Raw genomic sequence first — 16,458 nt, forward strand, 5'->3', positions numbered from 1 at the left:
GGTCGGTCAGGGGGTGCGGAAGCGGCGGTGGAAGCCGAGGCCGAGCCAGGGGCGCCGGCCGTAGGCGAAGGACCGTCCGGTGGCTATCGTCCGCCAGACCGGCTCCCGGGCGAAGCCGATCAGCAGGGCGGCGTCGGCGCTGAGCGAGAGGGTGCAGTCGACGGGCCCGGCCGCCGGCCCGCAGTGGGCCCGGCCGTCGGCGCTACGGAGGTCGAAGGGCCGGGCCCCGCGGATGCGCAGCCGGAACGCGACCGGCGGCCCGCCGGTGGCGGCCTCGTCGGCCAGCAGCGGCAGCATCGCGCCGAGCACCACCGGCGCGGCGGCGCGCGCGGACTCGGGCGGCAGGCGCCGGTCGGCGCCGAGGGCGCCGGCCAGGTCGCGGCCGTGGACCAGGGTCTCGCTGACCGCCAGGGCGGCGAGGACCGCCGCCGGGAGTTCGACGCCGGCCCCGTACCAGGGGGCCGGCAGCGGGGCGGCCGGGTCCGGGTGGGCGTCCAGGGCGGCGAGGAGGGCGGCCGCGGCGGCGCGCAGGGCCTCGGCCGCCTCGGCCGGCGTGGGCTGCTGGAAGAGCGGCAGGGAACGGGAGTTGATCTCGGCCAGCCGCTCCGGGCGGAGGCCGGGGGCGGCGCCGTGGGTGTCGTCGTGGGCGGCGCCGCCGTGGGTGTCGGCCTCGGCGTCTGCCACGGCGGTCGCGCTCGCGGCGGCCAGCTCGGCAGGGAGGTCCTCGCCGCGGATCGCCAGGCCGAAGGCGTGGTACGCGGCGCACAGGTGGGCGGCCAACTGGCCGACGTTCCAGGCCAGTCCGGGCACCGGCCGGTCCGGATCGGGGGCCCCGGCGAGGAGCCGGGCCACCCGTTCGGCCTCCCGTTCGACGGCCAGGCGGAGGGCGGGCACGTCGTAGTCGGCTGCGGGGGCGAGGGCGGTCGGGCCGGGCTGGGAGGGCATGCGGGGAAGTCTGGGGACTCGCCTGGACACCGTCAAGACTTGCCGACCGGACCCGCCGGACCGTCGGGTCCCACCGGCCCCACCGGCCGGCCGTCCAGCAGCTCGACGGCCCGGCCGCCGGCGGCGGAGAGGGCGACCGAGCGGGCGGCGGCGAGCCGGGCCGCGGACTGGGGGCGGAGGAGCTCCTCCGCCTCGGCCGCCGTGACCAGCCGCCACTCCGTCAACTCGTCCTCCTGGAGCCGGATCCCGGCCAGGTCCCCGGCGTCCGCGAGGCCGCCGTCGTAGACGTGGATCAGATGGTGCTCGGGGCCGCTGCGGGTGGACCAGTCCACGGCCAGCAGCCGGCCGGGGCGGCGGGACCAGCCCAGCTCCTCGGCCAACTCGCGGACGGCGGCCTGCCGGGGGTGCTCCCGGTCCGGCTCCAGGGTGCCGCCCGGCAGCACCCAGGGCGCGGCGGCGTCCGCCGAGCCGTCCGCCGGACGGACCCGGACCAGCAGGACGCGGCCGTCGGCGTCCCGGATCAGCGCCCGCGCCTTGACCAGGATCCGGGGGCGGGAGGCGAGGTACGCCGCGAACGGCTGCAGCACGGGCGGGGGCTCCGGCGGGGCCACCGCGAGGGTGAGCGGGGCCCGCTCAGCGGCGGCGGCGTCCGGCCCGGCGGGTCGGCCGGCGGCGGGCCGGCCGGCAGGGCCGCAGCGGAGTGGTCGGCGAGGTGGCCGTTGACCAGTTCCAGCGGCCCCGCGCCGGGCCCGGCGGCCAGGCAGGCGGTGATCCGGCGGGCGATCCGCGGGGTGGCGGCGGCCCGGACCTCCTCGGCGGTCAGATGGCCGCAGGCCGCGATCTCCCGGGGCTGGAGGACCAGCCGGCCCTCCTCCGCCGCGGTGAGCGGCTCCGCCCAGTAGACGGTGGTGGCGATCGGCGGCCGGCCCGGGGCGGCCGACCAGTCCACGGCGGCGAGCTCGCGCAGCCGCGGGGTGACGCCGATCTCCTCGCGGCATTCGCGGGCGGCGGTCTCCCGCGGGGACTCGCCGGGGTCCTGACCGCCGCCGGGGAGGGCGATCCGGTGCGGCCCGTAGGTGAGGCGGACACAGAGCACCCGGCCCTCCCGATCGGGGATCAGCACCGAGCTGGAGGCGAGGACGCCGTTCGGCCGCGGCCGCGCTCCGGGCGGGAGGCCGGTCGCCGTCCCGCTCTCGGCCTCGCTTCCGCCCGCGCTTCTGCCCGCGTCCGCGCCCGCGCTCTCGGTCTCGGTTGCGGTTTCGGTCTCGGAAGGTTGCATCAGCGAACCACGTCCTCGTCGTCCTCGTCTTGGTCCTCGACCGGCACGGAGCACGTTACCCGCCGTCGGCAAGGGTGTTGACGGAGTGTCAGGGAACGTGCGGGCTTGGTGACGAGCCCTCCGGCGGGCGAAGATCCGCCGCCCCCTATGCTGGGGGCGGCCGGGACGGAGACCTGTGGATCGGCACAGGACACAGGAGGATGAGTGGCAGCGCTGGAGTCGGACGACCCGCGTTCCATCGGCGACTACCAGCTGGTCGAGCGTCTGGGCGCGGGCGGGATGGGCCGGGTTTTCCTGGGCAGGTCGCCGGGCGGACGCCGGGTCGCGGTCAAGGTGGTGCACACCGAGCTGGTACGCCAGCCGGAGTTCCGCTCGCGTTTCCGGCGCGAGGTGGCGGCCGCCCGCGCGGTCAGCGGAGCCTTCACCGCCCCGGTGATCGACGCCGATCCGGACGCCCCCCAGCCCTGGCTGGTCACCAGCTACATCCCCGGGCCCTCGCTCGCGGACGCGGTCAACGGGCAGGGCGCGATGCCCGCCGACTCCGTCTTCTCGCTGGCCGCGGGGCTCGCCGAGGCGCTGGTCTCGATCCACGCGGCGGGCCTCGTCCACCGCGACCTCAAGCCCTCCAACGTGCTGCTGAGCGACGACGGCCCGCGGGTGATCGACTTCGGCATCGCCCGGATCCTGGAGAACCCCGGCTCCACCATGACCGGGCTGGTCGTGGGCTCGCCCGGGTTCATGTCCCCGGAGCAGGTGAACACCGGGGAGATCACCCCGGCCAGCGACGTCTTCTCGCTCGGTGCGGTGCTGGCCTTCGCCGCCACCGGCGCCAACCCGTTCGGCATGGGCGCCACCCCGTCGCTGCTCTACCGGGTCGTCCACGCCACCCCCGAGCTGAACGGGATCGACGATCCCGAGCTCCTCGGCCTGATCACCGACTGCCTGGCCAAGGAGCCGGAGCAGCGCCCGACCCCCCGCCAGGTGCTGGACCGCGCCCGTGCCCGCGGCAGCGCGGCAGACCCGGGCTTCGGCGGCGGATTCGCGGGGGGCGCGGCGGGATCCACCAGGGCGGGTGGCGGTTTCGCGGAAGGCGCGGCCGGGCCCACCGGGGCTGGCGGCGGTTTCCCGGGGAGTGCGGCAGGAGCCGCCGGGACCGGTGGCTTCGCCGGGGGCGATGGGGACGCGGCCGGCGGTACCGGGGCCGGCTTCCCGGCAGCCGGTGCGCCGATGCCCGCGCCCTACCCGCCGGCCGGTACGGAGAGCTGGCCGCTCGCTCCGCCGATCGCCGCTCCCGGCGGACCGGGCGCCCCCGGCGGCTACGGCGGCCCGGGCGTCCCGGGCGGCTACGGCACTGCCGGGGCCGGCGGATCGGCCACGCCCCCCGGCGGTCACGGCGGCGCCCCCGGCCAGCCCGGGTACGGAACGCCGTACGCCGTGCCGGGCCAGGGCGGGCCGGCCACGCCGTATCCCGCGCCAGGCTTCGGCGCGCCGGGCGCGCCGGGCGCGCCGGGCGCTCCCGGCGCCCCCGCCACGCCGTATCCGGCTCCCGGTGGCTTCGGCGGCGACGGCCCGTCGGGGCCCCGCCGGCGCGGGCCCGCCCGGCGCACCCTGCTGCTCTCCGGTGCCGGGCTGGCCGTCGTGCTGGCGCTCGTGGTGGTGCTCGGGCTCCGGGCGACGGGCGGGGGCGGAGCCGACGGCCGGGCCGCCGCGGGGCAGTCCGTGCCGGCCCCGACCGGAGCCTGGACGCTGACCTCGCACACCGGGGACCGGGTGCCGGACACCGCGGGCGGGCATCCGGCCACCGCCACCGACGTCCGCTGGCCGGTGGTGAAGAGCCGCGGGGCGATCTTCAACGGCCGTAGCAGCTCGATCACGACCTCGGGACAGGTGCTGGACACCGGCGCCGGGCACAGCTTCACCGTCTCCGCGTGGGTGCGGATCGACCGCGTCGCAGACCAGTTCGCCACCGCGGTCAGCCAGGACAGCGGCGGCAGCGGGGGCAGCGGCTTCTACCTGCAGTACTCGGGGAGCGACCGGCGCTGGGCCTTCGCGCGGCCCGGCGTCCGCGCGCTCTCCACCGGCAAGCCGGTGGCCGGCGTCTGGACCCATCTGGTCGGCGTCGACGACGGCGCGCGCGGGCTGCTGGTCCTCTACGTCAACGGCCGCGCCCAGGGCAGCGTCCGGCTGAACGACGCCCAGCAGCCCGCCTCGCACGGGCCCCTGGCGATCGGCCGCGCCCACAACGCCACCGGTCCCGCGGACTGGTTCCCCGGCGCGGTGCGGGGCGTCCGGGTGTGGAACCAGGCCCTCACCGCCGCCCAGGTGGCCGCGGTGGTATAGCGCCGCCGCGCGCCGCGCCGCCGCACGCCGCGCTCCCGCGGCTACCCGCCGTCGCCCGGCTGGTGGCGTGACGTCAGGACGTGCTCCACCAGCCTGATCAGCACCTCCTTGCCGGACTCCCGGTCGCGTGCGTCGCACAGCACCACCGGTGCGTCCGGCCCCAGGTCCAGGGCGCCGGAGATGGACTGCTCGCTGTGCGCCTGGACGCCGTCGAAGCAGTTGACCGCGACGACGAACGGGATGCCCCGGTCCTCGAAGAAGTCCACCGCCGGGAAGCAGTCCACCAGCCGCCGGGTGTCGGCCAGGACGACCGCGCCCAGGGCGCCGGTGGCGAGCTCGTCCCAGGCGAACCAGAAGCGGTCCTGGCCGGGGGTGCCGAAGAGGTAGACGGCGAGGTCGTCGCGGAGGGTGATCCGGCCGAAGTCCATCGCCACGGTGGTGGTGGTCTTGGTCTCCACCCCCTGGAGGTCGTCGACCGGGCGGCCGACCTCGGTGAGGTTCTCCTCGGTGGTCAGCGGGCGGATCTCGCTCACCGCTCCGACCAGGGTGGTCTTGCCGACGCCGAAGCCGCCGGCCACCAGGATCTTGAGGGCGGTGAAGGCCGGCCGCCCGGGCCGCGCGGGCGGCTCGGACCGGTGTGCGGACCGGCCGGTGGATCGGCCGGTGGATCGGTCAGAGTGCGCGAAGGCCATTGATCACGTCTCGCAGAAGTCGGGCGTCCGGGCGGTGGCTTGGGGATTCCGCCTCGGGCGGGGTGATGCGGACCAGTCCGTGGGTGACCAGTTCGCCGAGCAGTACCCGCACCACGCCGACCGGCAGCCCGGAGTCGGACGCCAGATCGGCGACCGGCTGCGGGGCGTCGCCGCAGAGGCGGAGGAGATCGCGCTGCTCGGGGGGCAGGAAGCCGGGTGGCCGCTCGCCGGTCGGCTGGACGATCGCCATCAGGCCGATCCGCCCGGCGCTGTCGGGCGGCCGGGCCCGGCCGGCGGTCATCGCGTAGAGGCGGACCAGCGGGCCGGCCTCCTCGTCGTAGCGGTCCCTCCACTCGTCGCCCGAGGCGGGTCCGCCGCCGTCGCTGACCTCTTCGCTCACGGCGCGCCGTCCGTCCGGGCGGGGACGCCGAGGTGCTCGCCGACCCGCTCGACCAGGACGGCCATCTCGTAGGCGATCAGGCCGATGTCGGCGTTGCCGTGGGTGAAGACGGCGAGGCAGGAGCCGTCCCCGGCGGCCACCACGAAGAGGAAGCCGGACTCCAGCTCGACCATCGTCTGGATGACGCCGCCCGCCTGGAAGTGCCGTCCGGCGCCCTTCGCCAGGGAGTGGAAGCCGGAGGCGATGGCGCAGAACCGCTCGGCCTCGGCGCGGTCCATCCCGGCCGAGGCGCCGACCACCAGGCCGTCCGAGGAGAGCATCACGGCGCAGCGGACCTCGCCGACCCGGGAGACCAGGTCGTCGAGGAGCCAGTCGACGCCGTCGCCGGAGCCGCTGCCGGAACCGCTGCCGGGATCCGGGGCCGGACCGCTCAGGTGGGTGATGGTGTACGGCTCGTTCACTGGTCTTCCCCTGCCTCGGCCCGGCCCGGGCGGGGGCCCGGTTCGGGTCGGTGGTCCGGTTCCCGCGGTGCGCCTCGGCCGAGCGGCTCTGCTCGGCGGGAGCGCTCGCGCCTGTGGCTGCGCCTGCGCCTGCGTCCGCGCCTGTGGCTGCCCCTGCGCCTGGGTTCGCGCCGGCGGCGCGGGCGCGGCGCCGGCCGGAGCGGAGGGAGCTGATGGTGGCCCGGGCCGCCTCGGGCGAGCGGTACGCGGCCGGCCGCGACTGCTGCCCGCCGGCCGTGTCCGGCTGGTCCGGCCCGCCCTGCTGCCCGGTGCGGCGCAGCTCGGGCGCGAGGCTGGCCTGCCGCACCCGCTGGGGGAGGCCCTGGGCGTCCGCGGCCGCGGCGGGGGCGGCCTCGGTGGGCGCGCCACCGGAAGGCGCCGCCTCGGCGGTCGCGGGCTGGACGGTCCCGGGCCGGGCGGACGCGGAGCCCGTGCCGGGGGTCTCGGCCGCGTGCTGGCCGGCGTGCCGTGGGCGCGGGACGGAGTGCGCCGAGGCCGTCGCGCCGGTGGCTGCCGCGCGGTGCGCGCCGCCACCGGGCGCCGGTGCGGGTGCGGGCGCCGGCGTGGACGCCGGTGCGGGCGCGGACGTCGCGCCGGGTGCCCGGGTGTGCGCCTCCGGGAAGCGGAGGCCGCGGGCGCTCGCGCCCTGCGGTACCGCGCTCCGCGCCTCGCCAACGCCGCGGGCGTAGCGGGGGAGCATCGCCCGGCCCTCGCCCGCGCCGGCCGACCTGCCGCCCGGCCCCGCCCCGGACGCCGTCTCGGCCAGGCCCGGGTGGAGGGCGCCGAGGCGGTCCTTGGGGATGAAGATCACCGCGCACACGCCCCCGTACACCGAGTGACGCAGCGTCACCCGCATGTCGAGCCGCTGGGCCAGCCGGTTGACTACGAAGAGGCCGAGCTGGCGGGAGTCGAGGAGGTTGACCTCCTCGGCGCCGATCCGCTCGTTGGCGGCCCGCAGCGCGGCGTCGCTCATGCCGAGCCCGCGGTCCTCGATCTCCAGCACCGCGCCGGTGCCGACCTCGTCGCCGCGGATGGCGACCTGGGTGTGCGGCGGGGAGAACGCGGCGGCGTTCTCGGTCAGTTCGGCGATCAGGTGGACCAGGTCGGCGACGGCGCTGCCGTCCAGCCACAGCTGCGGGACGCTCTCGATCCGGACCCGGCTGAGGTCGGCGGTCTCCGCCGCGCCCGCGCGCACCGCGTCCAGCAGCGGCACGGGGTTGCGCCAGGCGCGGCCCGGCGCGGAGCCGGAGAGGATCAGCAGCGACTCGGCGTGCCGGCGCATCCGGGTGGTGAGGTGGTCGAGCTTGAACAGGTCCTCCAGCTCGGCCGGGTCCTCGGTCCTCCGCTCCATGGTGTCCAGCAGGTCCAGCTGCTTGTGCAGCAGCACCTGGCTGCGCCGGGCCAGGCCGACGTACACCCCGGAGACGCCGGTGAGCGCCGCGGCCCGGCCCGCGACCGCGCGCAGCGCCGCCCGGTGGACGGTGTTCAGCGCGGCGGCCACCTGGCCGACCTCGCTGCGCCCGGCCTCGGAGTCGGCCAGCGGGGCCTCGGCCTCGACATCCAGCTCCTCGCCGTTGTGGATCCGGCGGATCGCGCCCGGCAGGCGGGAGGAGGCCAGCTGGAGCGCGGTGTTGCGCAGCCCGGTGAGGTCGGTGACCAGCCCGCGGCCGACCCGGACGGAGAGCACCAGCGAGCAGATCACGCCGAGCAGTCCCAGCACCACCGCCAGACCCGAGCCGCCCAGCACGGAGAAGGAGTACGGGCCGGCGCTCGCCCCGCGGGCCTCGGCCGCCGCCTCCGCCTGCCCGAGTCCGGACAGCGTGCTCCCGGCGGCCGCCGACCAGTAGTCGGCGGGCACCGCGGTCAGCGCCCCGCCGGCGCCCGCGGCGGAGATCGCCTGCTGCGCCTTGGCCAGCGAGGCGGACGCGGCGGAGTCGAGCACCGCGCGGTACCCGGCCGAGTCCTGCGCGCTCAGGTCCGGCAGCGCGCCCTCGGTGAGGGACTGCTGGACGGCGCTCTGCCGGACGAAGTCCAGGTACTGCGGCTGCTGGAGGACGCCGGCCGCCTGGGCCGCCCGGAAGTCGCCGTCCTGGCGGCTCAGCGCCTCGCGGGCGCGGGCGAGTTCGAGCACCGCCCGGGCGTCGCCGGACTGCTTGGCGCCGGCCGCGTCGGCCAGTCCGGCCTGCACCGAGAAGGCGCGCTCGACGGTCCGGTCGTAGCCGCTCGCCAGGTCCGCTGCGCCGTGGCCCGAGCGGCCGGCGGCCAGCGAACCGGCGCTGCTCATCAGGGCGTTGATCCGGGCGGGGAGGTCGGAGTCGAGGGCGGCGGTGTCCGTGCTGCTGCGGTCGACACCGCTGCGGAGTGCCGCCACGGCCCGGTCGGTGCGCTGCTCGGCGCCGTCCAGAGCGGTGCGGTCGGCGGAGTTCGGGGCCGCGCGGTAGACCAGTGCGGCGGTCCGCTCGTCCTCCACCGCGCCGGTGAGGTCGCGGATGGGGGTGGTGAGGGTGGTGTTGATGTCCCGCAGCTGCTGGGCGGCCGACACCTGGGACGCCGTGCCCACGGCCGCATAGCCCCACAGGGCCATCAGCGACACCACGGGCACGGTGAGCAGGACGACCACCTTGGCGCGGATCGTTTTCGGACGCAGCCGCTCGGGCAGCGGAAGTCGGGTGGTCATGGGAGGGGGGTCTCCTCGGCGGTGAGCGGGGGGACGCGGGACCTCGGGGGCCGGCCGGTCGCGGTCAGGAGGCGGGGAGTTCGACCTCGGTCAGCGGGCCCGCGGCGGCGGCGTCCTCGGCGCGCTCCTGCGCGGTCGGTGAGAGCGCCACGAAGGCGCTGGTGAGGAAGAGGAAGGAGCCGAGCACCACGGCGAGCGGGAAGATGAAGGAGCCCGCGGTGGCGCCGCTGAGCGGGCCGTGGCCGCCGTCCACGTGCACGGTGGCGGCGAGCATCCCGGTGTAGTGCATGCAGCTGACCGCGAGGCCCATCAGGAGTGCGGCGATCGAGGTGTAGAGGGTGCCGCGGATGGTGAGGGCGGCCCAGAGCGCGGCGGCGGCGGCCACCGCCGCGATCGCCACCGAGAGCGCCACCAGGCCGGGGGAGTAGCTGATGGTGCCGTGGAGGTTGACCGCGGCCATGCCGATGTAGTGCATGGCGGCGACGCCGACCCCGGTGCCGATTCCGCCGAAGGCCACCGAGCGCACCCGCGAGCCGCCGTAGCCGGCGATGAAGACGCCGGCGCCGACCACCAGGACCGCCACCAGCAGGCTCAGCAGGGTGAGCGGGATGTCGTAGCGGATGGGGCTGCCCTCGACGGCGAAGCCGAGCATGGCGATGAAGTGCATCGTCCAGATTCCGGCCGCCAGCGCGATCGAGGCGGTGATCAGCCAGGCGCGCTTGGTACGGCCTTCGGTGCCCAGTCCGCGCACGGTGCAGCGCAGTCCCAGAGCGGAGCCGACCACTGCCATCACATAGGACAGGACCGGAGTGATCCAGCCGCCGTTCATGTGCTGCATATGACCCACAAAAAACCCCTGGCTCGCGTCGTCGGCCCCCGAACGACACGGGAACGTAACACGTTGACCCGGTGCGGGTTGTGGGGATTCTGTATAGCCGGAGGGGGTTACCGATGCGTAGCCCCCGAAAGATGAGGGCTGGATGAAGATCGCGACCGTCGGCCGGGAAATCCCGGCTGAGATCCATCTCACCCCGCCGGGCAGCGTTATCGCCGCGGAATAGCGGACATCTCCGCATTTCCCTGCGCTTGTCGGCCCTCCGCCCGGGGCGGCCCATTCGAAAGCCGCCGGAATCCCCTCCGGACCGGGCGGACCGGGCGGCCCGAACGGAACCGGGAGCGGATCAGCGCGCGGACTCCGGGTCCACCGGAACGGTCCCGGTGGTGTCCCAGAACGCCGGGTCGGCGTCCTGCAGCCGGCTCGCCGCCCGCTTGAGGTGGCGGCGGGCGGCCGAGCGGGCCCGGCGGGCGTCCCGCGCCTCGACCGCCTCCACGATCGCCTGGTGCTCCCGGCGGACGGCCTCCGCGAAGTCGCCGCGCCTGGCCTCGTTCGCCCTGGTGACCCTGATCCCTCGGCGGGACACCTCGCCGAGGTAGCGGGCGGTGGCGACCAGGACCGCGTTGCCGGTGGACTCGGCGATCGAGCGGTGGAAGGCCAGGTCCTCGTCGGTGCCGTCGCCGCCGGCGGCCACCGCGGCGTCGATCGCGTCCAGCGCGGCCCGGATACGGGCGAGGTCGGCGGCGGTCGCCCGGGACGCCGCCAGCTCCGCGGCCTCGCCCTCGATGGCCCGGCGGACCTCCACGATTTTCAGGACATTTGACTTGGCGTCGGCTCCCAGCGGGTCGTCCGCAGCGGCGGCCTCGAGGTCGAGCGGCCGGGTGCGGCGGGCCAGGACGAAGACCCCGCGGCCCTGGCGCGGTTCGACCAGGCCCGCGTTGCGCAGCCGGGACACGGCCTCGCGGACCACCGTCCGGCTGACCCCGAGCTGACTGACGAGCTCGACCTCGGTCGGCAGCCGGTCCCCCTCGGCCAGCCGCCCGGACTCGATCTCCTCCGCCAGCAGCGCGGCCACCCGGTCCGTGAGCCGAACCGGGCCGCTCAGCTTGGAGAACATGGCCGGCAGTCTAGCGAGGGGTGATCGCGGAGCCGGTGGCGGCGAGATGCCCGCGGACCACCGACTCGAAGTCCGGGTCGGGGGTCAGGCCGAGGGCCGCGGCCCGGCGGTGGTCGAAGTCCGCCGGCCAGGAGCCGACGATGGCCTCGACCGCCGGGTCCGGCGCCACCGTGACCAGGTCGGCCACCGCGTCGCCTGCCACCCGGCGCAGGGTCGCCAGCATCTCCGCGACCGACACGGTGAGCGCCGGCAGGTTGACCGGCAGCCCGCCGGCCAGCCGCCCCGGCTCCGGGCCGCGTTCGGCCTCGGCCACCCGCAGGATGCCGGCGACCGTCCGGGGCGGGGAGGCCAGCGCCACCCGCAGGCCGGTGTCCACCGGGCAGACGGCGGGCAGTCCGGCCAGCGGCTCGCGGATGATCCCGGAGAGGAAGCCGGAGGCCGCGGCGTTCGGCTTCCCCGGCCGCACCGCGACGGTCATCAGCCGGGCCACCCGGCCGTCCAGGAAGCCCCGCCGGGTGTACTCGGCGACCAGCTGCTCGCAGACCAGCTTCTCCGCGCCGTAACTGGACCTCGGGGTGGGCAGGGTGGACTCGTCGACCACCGCCGGCAGGGGGAGGGCCGGGTCGGAGCCGTAGACGGCGACGCTGCTGGAGAAGAGGAGCAGCGGAAGCGGGGAGCCTCCGCCGGCCCGCGCGGTCTGCGCCCTCAGCGCCTCCAGCAGGGCGCGGGTGGTCTCCACGTTGCCGCGCATCCCGAGGTCGAAGTCGGCCTCGCACTCCGCCGAGACGGCGGCCGCGAGATGGATCACCGCGTCCACCGGCTCGGCCAGCAGCTCCGGCAGACGCTCCGTCAGATCGCCTTCGACGGTCTCCACCAGCCGGTGGGCGGTGAGCGGCGAGCCGGGGTCGGTGACGCGGTCGGCCAGCAGCAGCCGGTCGATCGGCGCACCCCGGAAGGTCCCGCGCTCCAGCAGGGCGCCGGCCACCCGCCGGCCGAGGAAGCCGAAGCCTCCGGTGATCAGGATCCTCATGCGCTCGCCCCTCCGTGGTCGCCGATCCAGTGGAGGCCCTCGCCGGTCCCCGCGCGCGGGTGGTACTCGCAGCCGATCCAGCCCCGGTAGCCCTGTTGGTCGATGACGTCGAGGAGGTGGCGGAGGTTCAACTCGCCGGTGTGCGGCTCGTGGCGGTCCGGGACGCCGGCGATCTGGATGTGGGCGACCCGGCCGGTGGGGAGGTCGCGGCGGAGGGTGGTGGTGAGGTCGCCCTCGACGATCTGGCAGTGGTAGAGGTCGAGTTGGACCTTGAGGTTCTCCGCCCCGACCGCCTCCAGCACGGCGTGGGCGTCGGCCTGGTGGTTGAGGAGGTAGCCGGGCATGTCGCGGGGGTTGATCGGCTCGATCAGGATCCGTACCCCGGCCGCGGCGGCCCGCTCGGCGGCCCAGGCGAGGTTCTCCAGGTAGGTGGCGTAGGCCGGACCGGTGCGGTCGATCCGGGCACCGGGCTCCCGTCGGGCGTCCGGGACGAGACCGGCCATCATGTGCACCTGGTCGCAGCCGAGTTCGGCCGCGTACTCCAGGGCGCGGTCGGTCCCGGCGCGGGTCTCCGCCTCCCGGCCGGGCAGCGCGGCGGTGCCGCGCTCGCCCGCGGCCCAGTCGCCCGGCGGCGCGTTGAAGAGCACCTGCCGCAGGCCGTTGTCGTCCAGCCGGCGGCGCAGCTCGGCGGCCGGCCAGGGATAGGGGAAGAGGTACTCCACGGCCCGGAAGCCGTGGGCGGCGGCCGCGGTGAAGCGGTCCGGGAACTCGTGCTCGGTGTACATCAGGCTCAGGTTCGCTGCGAAGCGCGGCATTCCGGTCTCCTCACTCCGGTCTCCTCACCAGGCTGCGCCGAAGGCGGACTTCAGCTCGTCGAGGGCGGTCTCGGGCAGCGGGTCCGGCCGGCGGCCGGTGAGCAGCCAGAGCTTGGCGGTCTCCTCCAGCTCCTCCAGGACGGCGAGTGCGGCGGAGGCGTCCGGACCCCAGACGACGGGGCCGAGCCGCTCCAGCAGTACCGCGCGGATCGGCGTCCCGGCCGCCGCCCGCTCGGCGATCCGCTCTGCCACCAGGTCGGCCACCCGCGGATCGCCGGGGCGGTGGTAGGGGATCAGCGGGACGTGGCCGACCTTCATCACGTAGTACGGAGTGATCGGCGGCAGCACGTCCTCCGGTTTCCACACGCCGGTGAGGGTGAGGCCGACCAGGTGGGTGGAGTGGGTGTGGACGACGAAGGTGGCCGTGCGGTCGGCCGCGCGGATCCGCTGGTGGAGGGCCAGGGTCTTGCTGGCGCGGTCGCCCGCGAGCTGCCGGCCCTCGGCGTCGACCAGGGCCAGCCGCTCGGGCCGGAGGAAGCCGAGGGCGGCGTCGGTGGGGGTGATCAGCTGGGCGTCGCCGACCCGGGCGCTGATGTTGCCCGCGCTGGCGTGGACGTAGCCGCGGGCGAAGAGGCTGCCGCCGACCCGGACGATCTCGGCGCGGGCGGCGTCGAGGGCGGTGGGGTCCGGGCCGGCGGTGGGGTCCGGTCCGGCGGCGGGGTCCGGCCAGGGGGCGGGGCCCGGCTCGACGGGGGCGTCCGGCCGGCCGGCGGTGCCGTCCCGCTGGGCGGTTCCGGTGCTGTGGTCGGGCTCGGGGCTCATCGGGGCTCCCAGGTCTCGAACGCGTCGGTGAAGAAGGCCGGGCCGCCGAAGTTGCCGGACTTCAAAGCGATATGGAGGGTCTCCGGGGGTTCCGAGCCGCCCGGCAGCGTCGCCGCGCACCAGGGCACGCCGGGGTCGATCTGCGGGCCGATCCGCAGCCCGGTGAGGCCGAGTTCCTGCACCACCGCCCCCGAGGTCTCGCCGCCGGCCACCACCATCCTGCGCACCCCGCGGTCCACCACCAGTCCCCGGGCGATCCGGGCGAGGGTCCGCTCCACCAGCTCGCCCGCCTCGGCGGCGCCCAGCCTGCCCTGCACCTCGCGTACCGCCTCCGGACCGGCGGTCGAGTAGAACAGCACCGGTCCCTTCGCGAGATGCCCGTCGGCGAAGGCCAGCGCCTCCGCGACGAGATCCGCGCCGGAGGCCGCGCGCAGCGGGTCCACCCCGAAGGCCGGCCGGCCCTCCGCGAGGAAGGCGGCGACCTGGCCGTTGGTCGCGGTGGAGACCGAGCCGGAGACGATCGCCCGCGACTCCCCCGAGGGGGGCGGGAGTTGGGCCGCGGCCGGGGAGGGGGCGAAGCCCCAGTTGGCGGGGAGGCCGATGGCGAGGCCGGAGCCCGCGGTCACCAGCGGGAGGTCGCGGACGGCGGCGGCCAGCCGCAGCAGGTCCTGGTTGTCGACTGCGTCCGCGACGGCCAGGCCGATCCCCTCCGCGCGCAGCGCCCGGATCCGCCCCCGGACGGCCTCGGCGCCCTCGGCCACCGTGCGGTGCCCGATCAGGCCGACCGGGCGGGTGGTCTGCGCGCCGAGCACCCGGACCAGGTTGGAGTCGGTCATCGGGGTGAGCGGGTGGTCGCGCATCCCGCTCTCGCCGAGCAGCACGTCGCCGACGAAGAGGTGGCCCTTGAAGACCGTGCGGCCGTTGTCCGGGAAGGCCGGGGTGGCGATGGTGAAGTCGGTGCCCAGCGCGTCCATCAGCGCCTCGGCGACCGGGCCGATGTTGCCGGCCGGGGTCGAGTCGAAGGTGGAGCAGTACTTGAAGTAGATCTGCTCGGCGCCGGCCGAGCGCAGCCGGTCGAGCGCCCGCAGGGACGAGCGCACGGCCTCCTCGGCGGGCACGGTACGGGACTTGAGGGCGATCACCACGGCGTCCGCGTCCAGCGCGTCCGCGTCCGGCGGGGGCGTGCCGATCAGCTGGACCACTCGCATGCCGGCCCGTACCAGGTTGTTGGCCAGGTCGGTGGCGCCGGTGAAGTCGTCGGCGATGCAGCCGAGCCGGATTCCCATCTCAGGCCCCTCCGTTCGGGCCGGTGTCCTCGCCGGCCGGCCGGGGCAGTGTGATCCCCGGGAAGATCTTGATCACCGCGCTGTCGTCCTCGCCGCCCAGGCCGCCGGCGGCGGCCTGGAGGAACATCTGATGGGCGGTGGCCGCCAGCGGCAGCGGGAAGCGTTGCGGACGGGCGGTGTCCAGCACGATGCCGAGGTCCTTGACGAAGATGTCCACCGCCGACCGCGGGGTGTAGTCGCCGGCCAGCACATGCGCCATCCGGTTCTCGAACATCCAGGAGTTCCCCGCGCTGTGGGTGATCACCTCGTAGAGGGTCTCGGGCGGCACGCCCGCCTTGACGCCCAGCGCCATCGCCTCCGCGGCGGCGGCGATGTGGACGCCGGCCAGCAGCTGGTTGACCGCCTTGACCGTGGAGCCGAGCCCGGGCTCCGCGCCCAGGCGGTAGACGGTGGCGCTGAGGGCCTCGAGCACCGGATCGGCGAGGGCGTACGCGTCGGCCGAGCCGGAGGTCATCATGGTCAGCTCCCCGGCGGCGGCGCGGGCGGCGCCGCCGGAGACGGGCGCGTCCAGGTAGTGGACGTTCAGTTCGGCGAGCCGGGCGGCCAGTTCGGCGGAGCGTTCCGGGGCGATCGTCGAGCACATCACGTACACCGCGCCGGGGCGGAGCCGCGCGGCGGCGCCGCCCTCGCCGAAGAGCACCGCCTCCACCTGCTCCGCGTCGACCACCACGCCGACCAGGACGTCCACGGTGGCGGCGAGTTCGCCCGCGGTGGCGAAGGCCTCCCCGGCCTCGCCGACCTCCCCGCCCTCGCCGCCCTCCGCGGCGAACCGCTCGGCCACCTCGGCGCGGACGTCGTGCACCCCGGGCCGGAGGCCGGCCCTGCGGAGGCTGCGCGCCATGCCGAGGCCCATCGTGCCGAGCCCGACCAGGCCCACCCGCGGGCCGGTCACCGTCCGCCGTTCCTCTTCCGCCATGTCCGCCCTCATCCAGCCGCTGCAGCGATCGGGTCATATGATGACCTGAGGATGATCTTTCGTCCAGGGCCAGGGCCAGGGCCAGGGCCCGCGCGCCTCAATCCGCCGGTTTCCGCCCCGCGCCGCCACCGCCCACGAACATCAGGGCCTCTCGCGGGCGAGTCGGGCCCACGGCAGCGCTGAGGCCGGATCGAGGCTGAGCCACTCCCTCATCGGCCTCCCCTTGTGTCGAAGCGCCCCCCTCGCCCGCCGCCACGAGCGCGTCCACCCGCGCCTCCGGCGGCTTCAGCACCGGCCGCGCCCGCACCGGCACCGCGAGGATCCGCCGGTCGACCCGCAGCGCGGTGCGCCCGAACCCGGACCCGCCGTCCGGCGGCGTCACCCCGGACTCCCCGAGGAGGTCGTCGACCAGTCGCTCGTACCGCTCCTGAGGGATCGTCACACCCACCTCCGCTCCTCGCCGGCCGGCTGCCGCAAGCTTGGCACGGGGGTACGACAGTCCGGGCGCGGCGCGCGGCGGCGGCCCAGGTCGAAGCCGTGTTGTTGAACGATTCATGAAGACGGCGGCGGCCGGGCAGCCCGCCCCCGCCGCCGCTGCGGGCCCGCGTCGGCCCGGTGTTCGTGCGGCCCCGGCGATAACAGTCCTGCGACGGAAGGGAGTTGACGAGGGGTCGGTTCGCCGGGCCGGTGGGGAGGGCGATCCCCGGCCCGCCCGGTGGCCGCCTGCGGCGGAGTTGGACAGAA

Annotated in this window: 15 protein-coding genes and 1 pseudogene; 1 reads left to right on the forward strand and 15 read right to left on the reverse strand. The window is 76.2% G+C overall.

The window, feature by feature from the left end; genetic code table 11:
* Nucleotides 1-6: 6 nt before the first annotated feature.
* From BS73_RS32665 to BS73_RS35345, 3 genes are read right to left on the reverse strand one after another with little or no spacing between them, the layout of a single operon-like run.
* On the reverse strand, nt 7-945 hold the full coding sequence (locus BS73_RS32665) for a maleylpyruvate isomerase N-terminal domain-containing protein (protein ID WP_037577987.1): 939 nt from the start codon (nt 943-945) through the stop codon (nt 7-9).
* A 32-nt stretch (nt 946-977) separates the two neighbouring features.
* A complete protein-coding gene (locus tag BS73_RS32670; RefSeq protein WP_037577988.1) occupies nt 978-1,532 on the reverse strand; it encodes an NUDIX domain-containing protein in 555 nt (184 codons plus the stop codon).
* On the reverse strand, nt 1,466-2,224 hold the full coding sequence (locus tag BS73_RS35345; RefSeq protein ID WP_051941251.1) for an NUDIX domain-containing protein: 759 nt from the start codon (nt 2,222-2,224) through the stop codon (nt 1,466-1,468). Before BS73_RS35345 ends, BS73_RS32670 begins: the two co-directional genes overlap by 67 nt.
* A 204-nt stretch (nt 2,225-2,428) precedes the next feature.
* Here BS73_RS35345 and BS73_RS36810 point away from each other — a divergent pair, with 204 nt between their 5' ends.
* Complete coding sequence (locus BS73_RS36810; RefSeq protein WP_037577989.1) at nt 2,429-4,564, forward strand: protein kinase domain-containing protein; 2,136 nt, start codon at nt 2,429-2,431, stop codon at nt 4,562-4,564.
* A gap of 41 nt (nt 4,565-4,605) precedes the next feature.
* On the opposite strand, the gene BS73_RS32685 is transcribed toward BS73_RS36810, so the two are convergent.
* The 12 genes and pseudogenes from BS73_RS32685 to BS73_RS39010 all read right to left on the reverse strand — a co-directional run bounded on the left by BS73_RS32685 (nt 4,606) and on the right by BS73_RS39010 (nt 16,156).
* Nucleotides 4,606-5,256, reverse strand: coding sequence for a GTP-binding protein (locus BS73_RS32685; protein WP_051941252.1), 651 nt, complete (start codon nt 5,254-5,256; stop codon nt 4,606-4,608).
* A complete protein-coding gene (locus BS73_RS40160; protein ID WP_235215760.1) occupies nt 5,237-5,557 on the reverse strand; it encodes a DUF742 domain-containing protein in 321 nt (106 codons plus the stop codon). Before BS73_RS40160 ends, BS73_RS32685 begins: the two co-directional genes overlap by 20 nt.
* A gap of 95 nt (nt 5,558-5,652) precedes the next feature.
* Entirely contained in the window at nt 5,653-6,090 is a 438-nt protein-coding gene (locus BS73_RS40165) for a roadblock/LC7 domain-containing protein (protein ID WP_235215761.1), read from the reverse strand.
* A gap of 868 nt (nt 6,091-6,958) precedes the next feature.
* A pseudogene (locus tag BS73_RS40170) lies at nt 6,959-8,833 on the reverse strand (sensor histidine kinase); the annotation flags it as partial.
* Nucleotides 8,834-8,897: 64 nt separating this feature from the next.
* Nucleotides 8,898-9,680 (reverse strand): MHYT domain-containing protein, encoded by a 783-nt coding sequence (locus BS73_RS32695; protein ID WP_037577990.1) that lies wholly within the window; start codon nt 9,678-9,680, stop codon nt 8,898-8,900.
* Between the two features lie 334 nt (nt 9,681-10,014).
* Complete coding sequence (locus tag BS73_RS32700) at nt 10,015-10,785, reverse strand: FadR/GntR family transcriptional regulator (protein ID WP_084704527.1); 771 nt, start codon at nt 10,783-10,785, stop codon at nt 10,015-10,017.
* Nucleotides 10,786-10,795: 10 nt separating this feature from the next.
* Nucleotides 10,796-11,815: a D-erythronate dehydrogenase gene (gene denD / locus BS73_RS32705; protein ID WP_037577991.1), complete on the reverse strand. Its 1,020-nt coding sequence runs from the start codon at nt 11,813-11,815 to the stop codon at nt 10,796-10,798.
* On the reverse strand, nt 11,812-12,630 hold the full coding sequence (gene otnI, locus BS73_RS32710) for a 2-oxo-tetronate isomerase (RefSeq protein WP_037577992.1): 819 nt from the start codon (nt 12,628-12,630) through the stop codon (nt 11,812-11,814). The genes denD and otnI overlap by 4 nt, the downstream gene beginning before the upstream one ends.
* Before the next feature lie 24 nt (nt 12,631-12,654).
* The gene (locus BS73_RS32715; protein WP_084704528.1) at nt 12,655-13,452 is read right to left on the reverse strand and encodes a class II aldolase/adducin family protein; all 798 of its coding nucleotides are present in this window, start codon (nt 13,450-13,452) and stop codon (nt 12,655-12,657) included.
* Nucleotides 13,449-14,738, reverse strand: coding sequence for a 3-oxo-tetronate kinase (gene otnK / locus BS73_RS32720; RefSeq protein WP_037577993.1), 1,290 nt, complete (start codon nt 14,736-14,738; stop codon nt 13,449-13,451). The genes BS73_RS32715 and otnK overlap by 4 nt, the downstream gene beginning before the upstream one ends.
* A gap of 1 nt (nt 14,739) precedes the next feature.
* Complete coding sequence (gene ltnD / locus BS73_RS32725) at nt 14,740-15,714, reverse strand: L-threonate dehydrogenase (protein ID WP_051941255.1); 975 nt, start codon at nt 15,712-15,714, stop codon at nt 14,740-14,742.
* Nucleotides 15,715-15,811: 97 nt separating this feature from the next.
* On the reverse strand, nt 15,812-16,156 hold the full coding sequence (locus BS73_RS39010; RefSeq protein ID WP_200886751.1) for a hypothetical protein: 345 nt from the start codon (nt 16,154-16,156) through the stop codon (nt 15,812-15,814).
* Nucleotides 16,157-16,458 lie beyond the last annotated feature (302 nt).

The organism is Phaeacidiphilus oryzae TH49 (assembly GCF_000744815.1).
GTDB lineage: Bacteria > Actinomycetota > Actinomycetes > Streptomycetales > Streptomycetaceae > Phaeacidiphilus > Phaeacidiphilus oryzae.

What these genes read in the sequence shown, in the direction of transcription:
- BS73_RS32665 (WP_037577987.1), bottom strand. Translation starts at nt 945, where the DNA reads ATGCCCTCCCAGCCCGGCCCGACCGCCCTCGCCCCCGCAGCCGACTAC.
- BS73_RS35345 (WP_051941251.1), bottom strand. Translation starts at nt 2,224, where the DNA reads ATGCAACCTTCCGAGACCGAAACCGCAACCGAGACCGAGAGCGCGGGC.
- BS73_RS32685 (WP_051941252.1), bottom strand. Translation starts at nt 5,256, where the DNA reads ATGGCCTTCGCGCACTCTGACCGATCCACCGGCCGATCCACCGGCCGG.
- BS73_RS40160 (WP_235215760.1), bottom strand. Translation starts at nt 5,557, where the DNA reads ATGACCGCCGGCCGGGCCCGGCCGCCCGACAGCGCCGGGCGGATCGGC.
- BS73_RS32700 (WP_084704527.1), bottom strand. Translation starts at nt 10,785, where the DNA reads ATGTTCTCCAAGCTGAGCGGCCCGGTTCGGCTCACGGACCGGGTGGCC.
- denD (WP_037577991.1), bottom strand. Translation starts at nt 11,815, where the DNA reads ATGAGGATCCTGATCACCGGAGGCTTCGGCTTCCTCGGCCGGCGGGTG.
- otnI (WP_037577992.1), bottom strand. Translation starts at nt 12,630, where the DNA reads ATGCCGCGCTTCGCAGCGAACCTGAGCCTGATGTACACCGAGCACGAG.
- BS73_RS32715 (WP_084704528.1), bottom strand. Translation starts at nt 13,452, where the DNA reads ATGAGCCCCGAGCCCGACCACAGCACCGGAACCGCCCAGCGGGACGGC.
- otnK (WP_037577993.1), bottom strand. Translation starts at nt 14,738, where the DNA reads ATGGGAATCCGGCTCGGCTGCATCGCCGACGACTTCACCGGCGCCACC.
- ltnD (WP_051941255.1), bottom strand. Translation starts at nt 15,714, where the DNA reads ATGGCGGAAGAGGAACGGCGGACGGTGACCGGCCCGCGGGTGGGCCTG.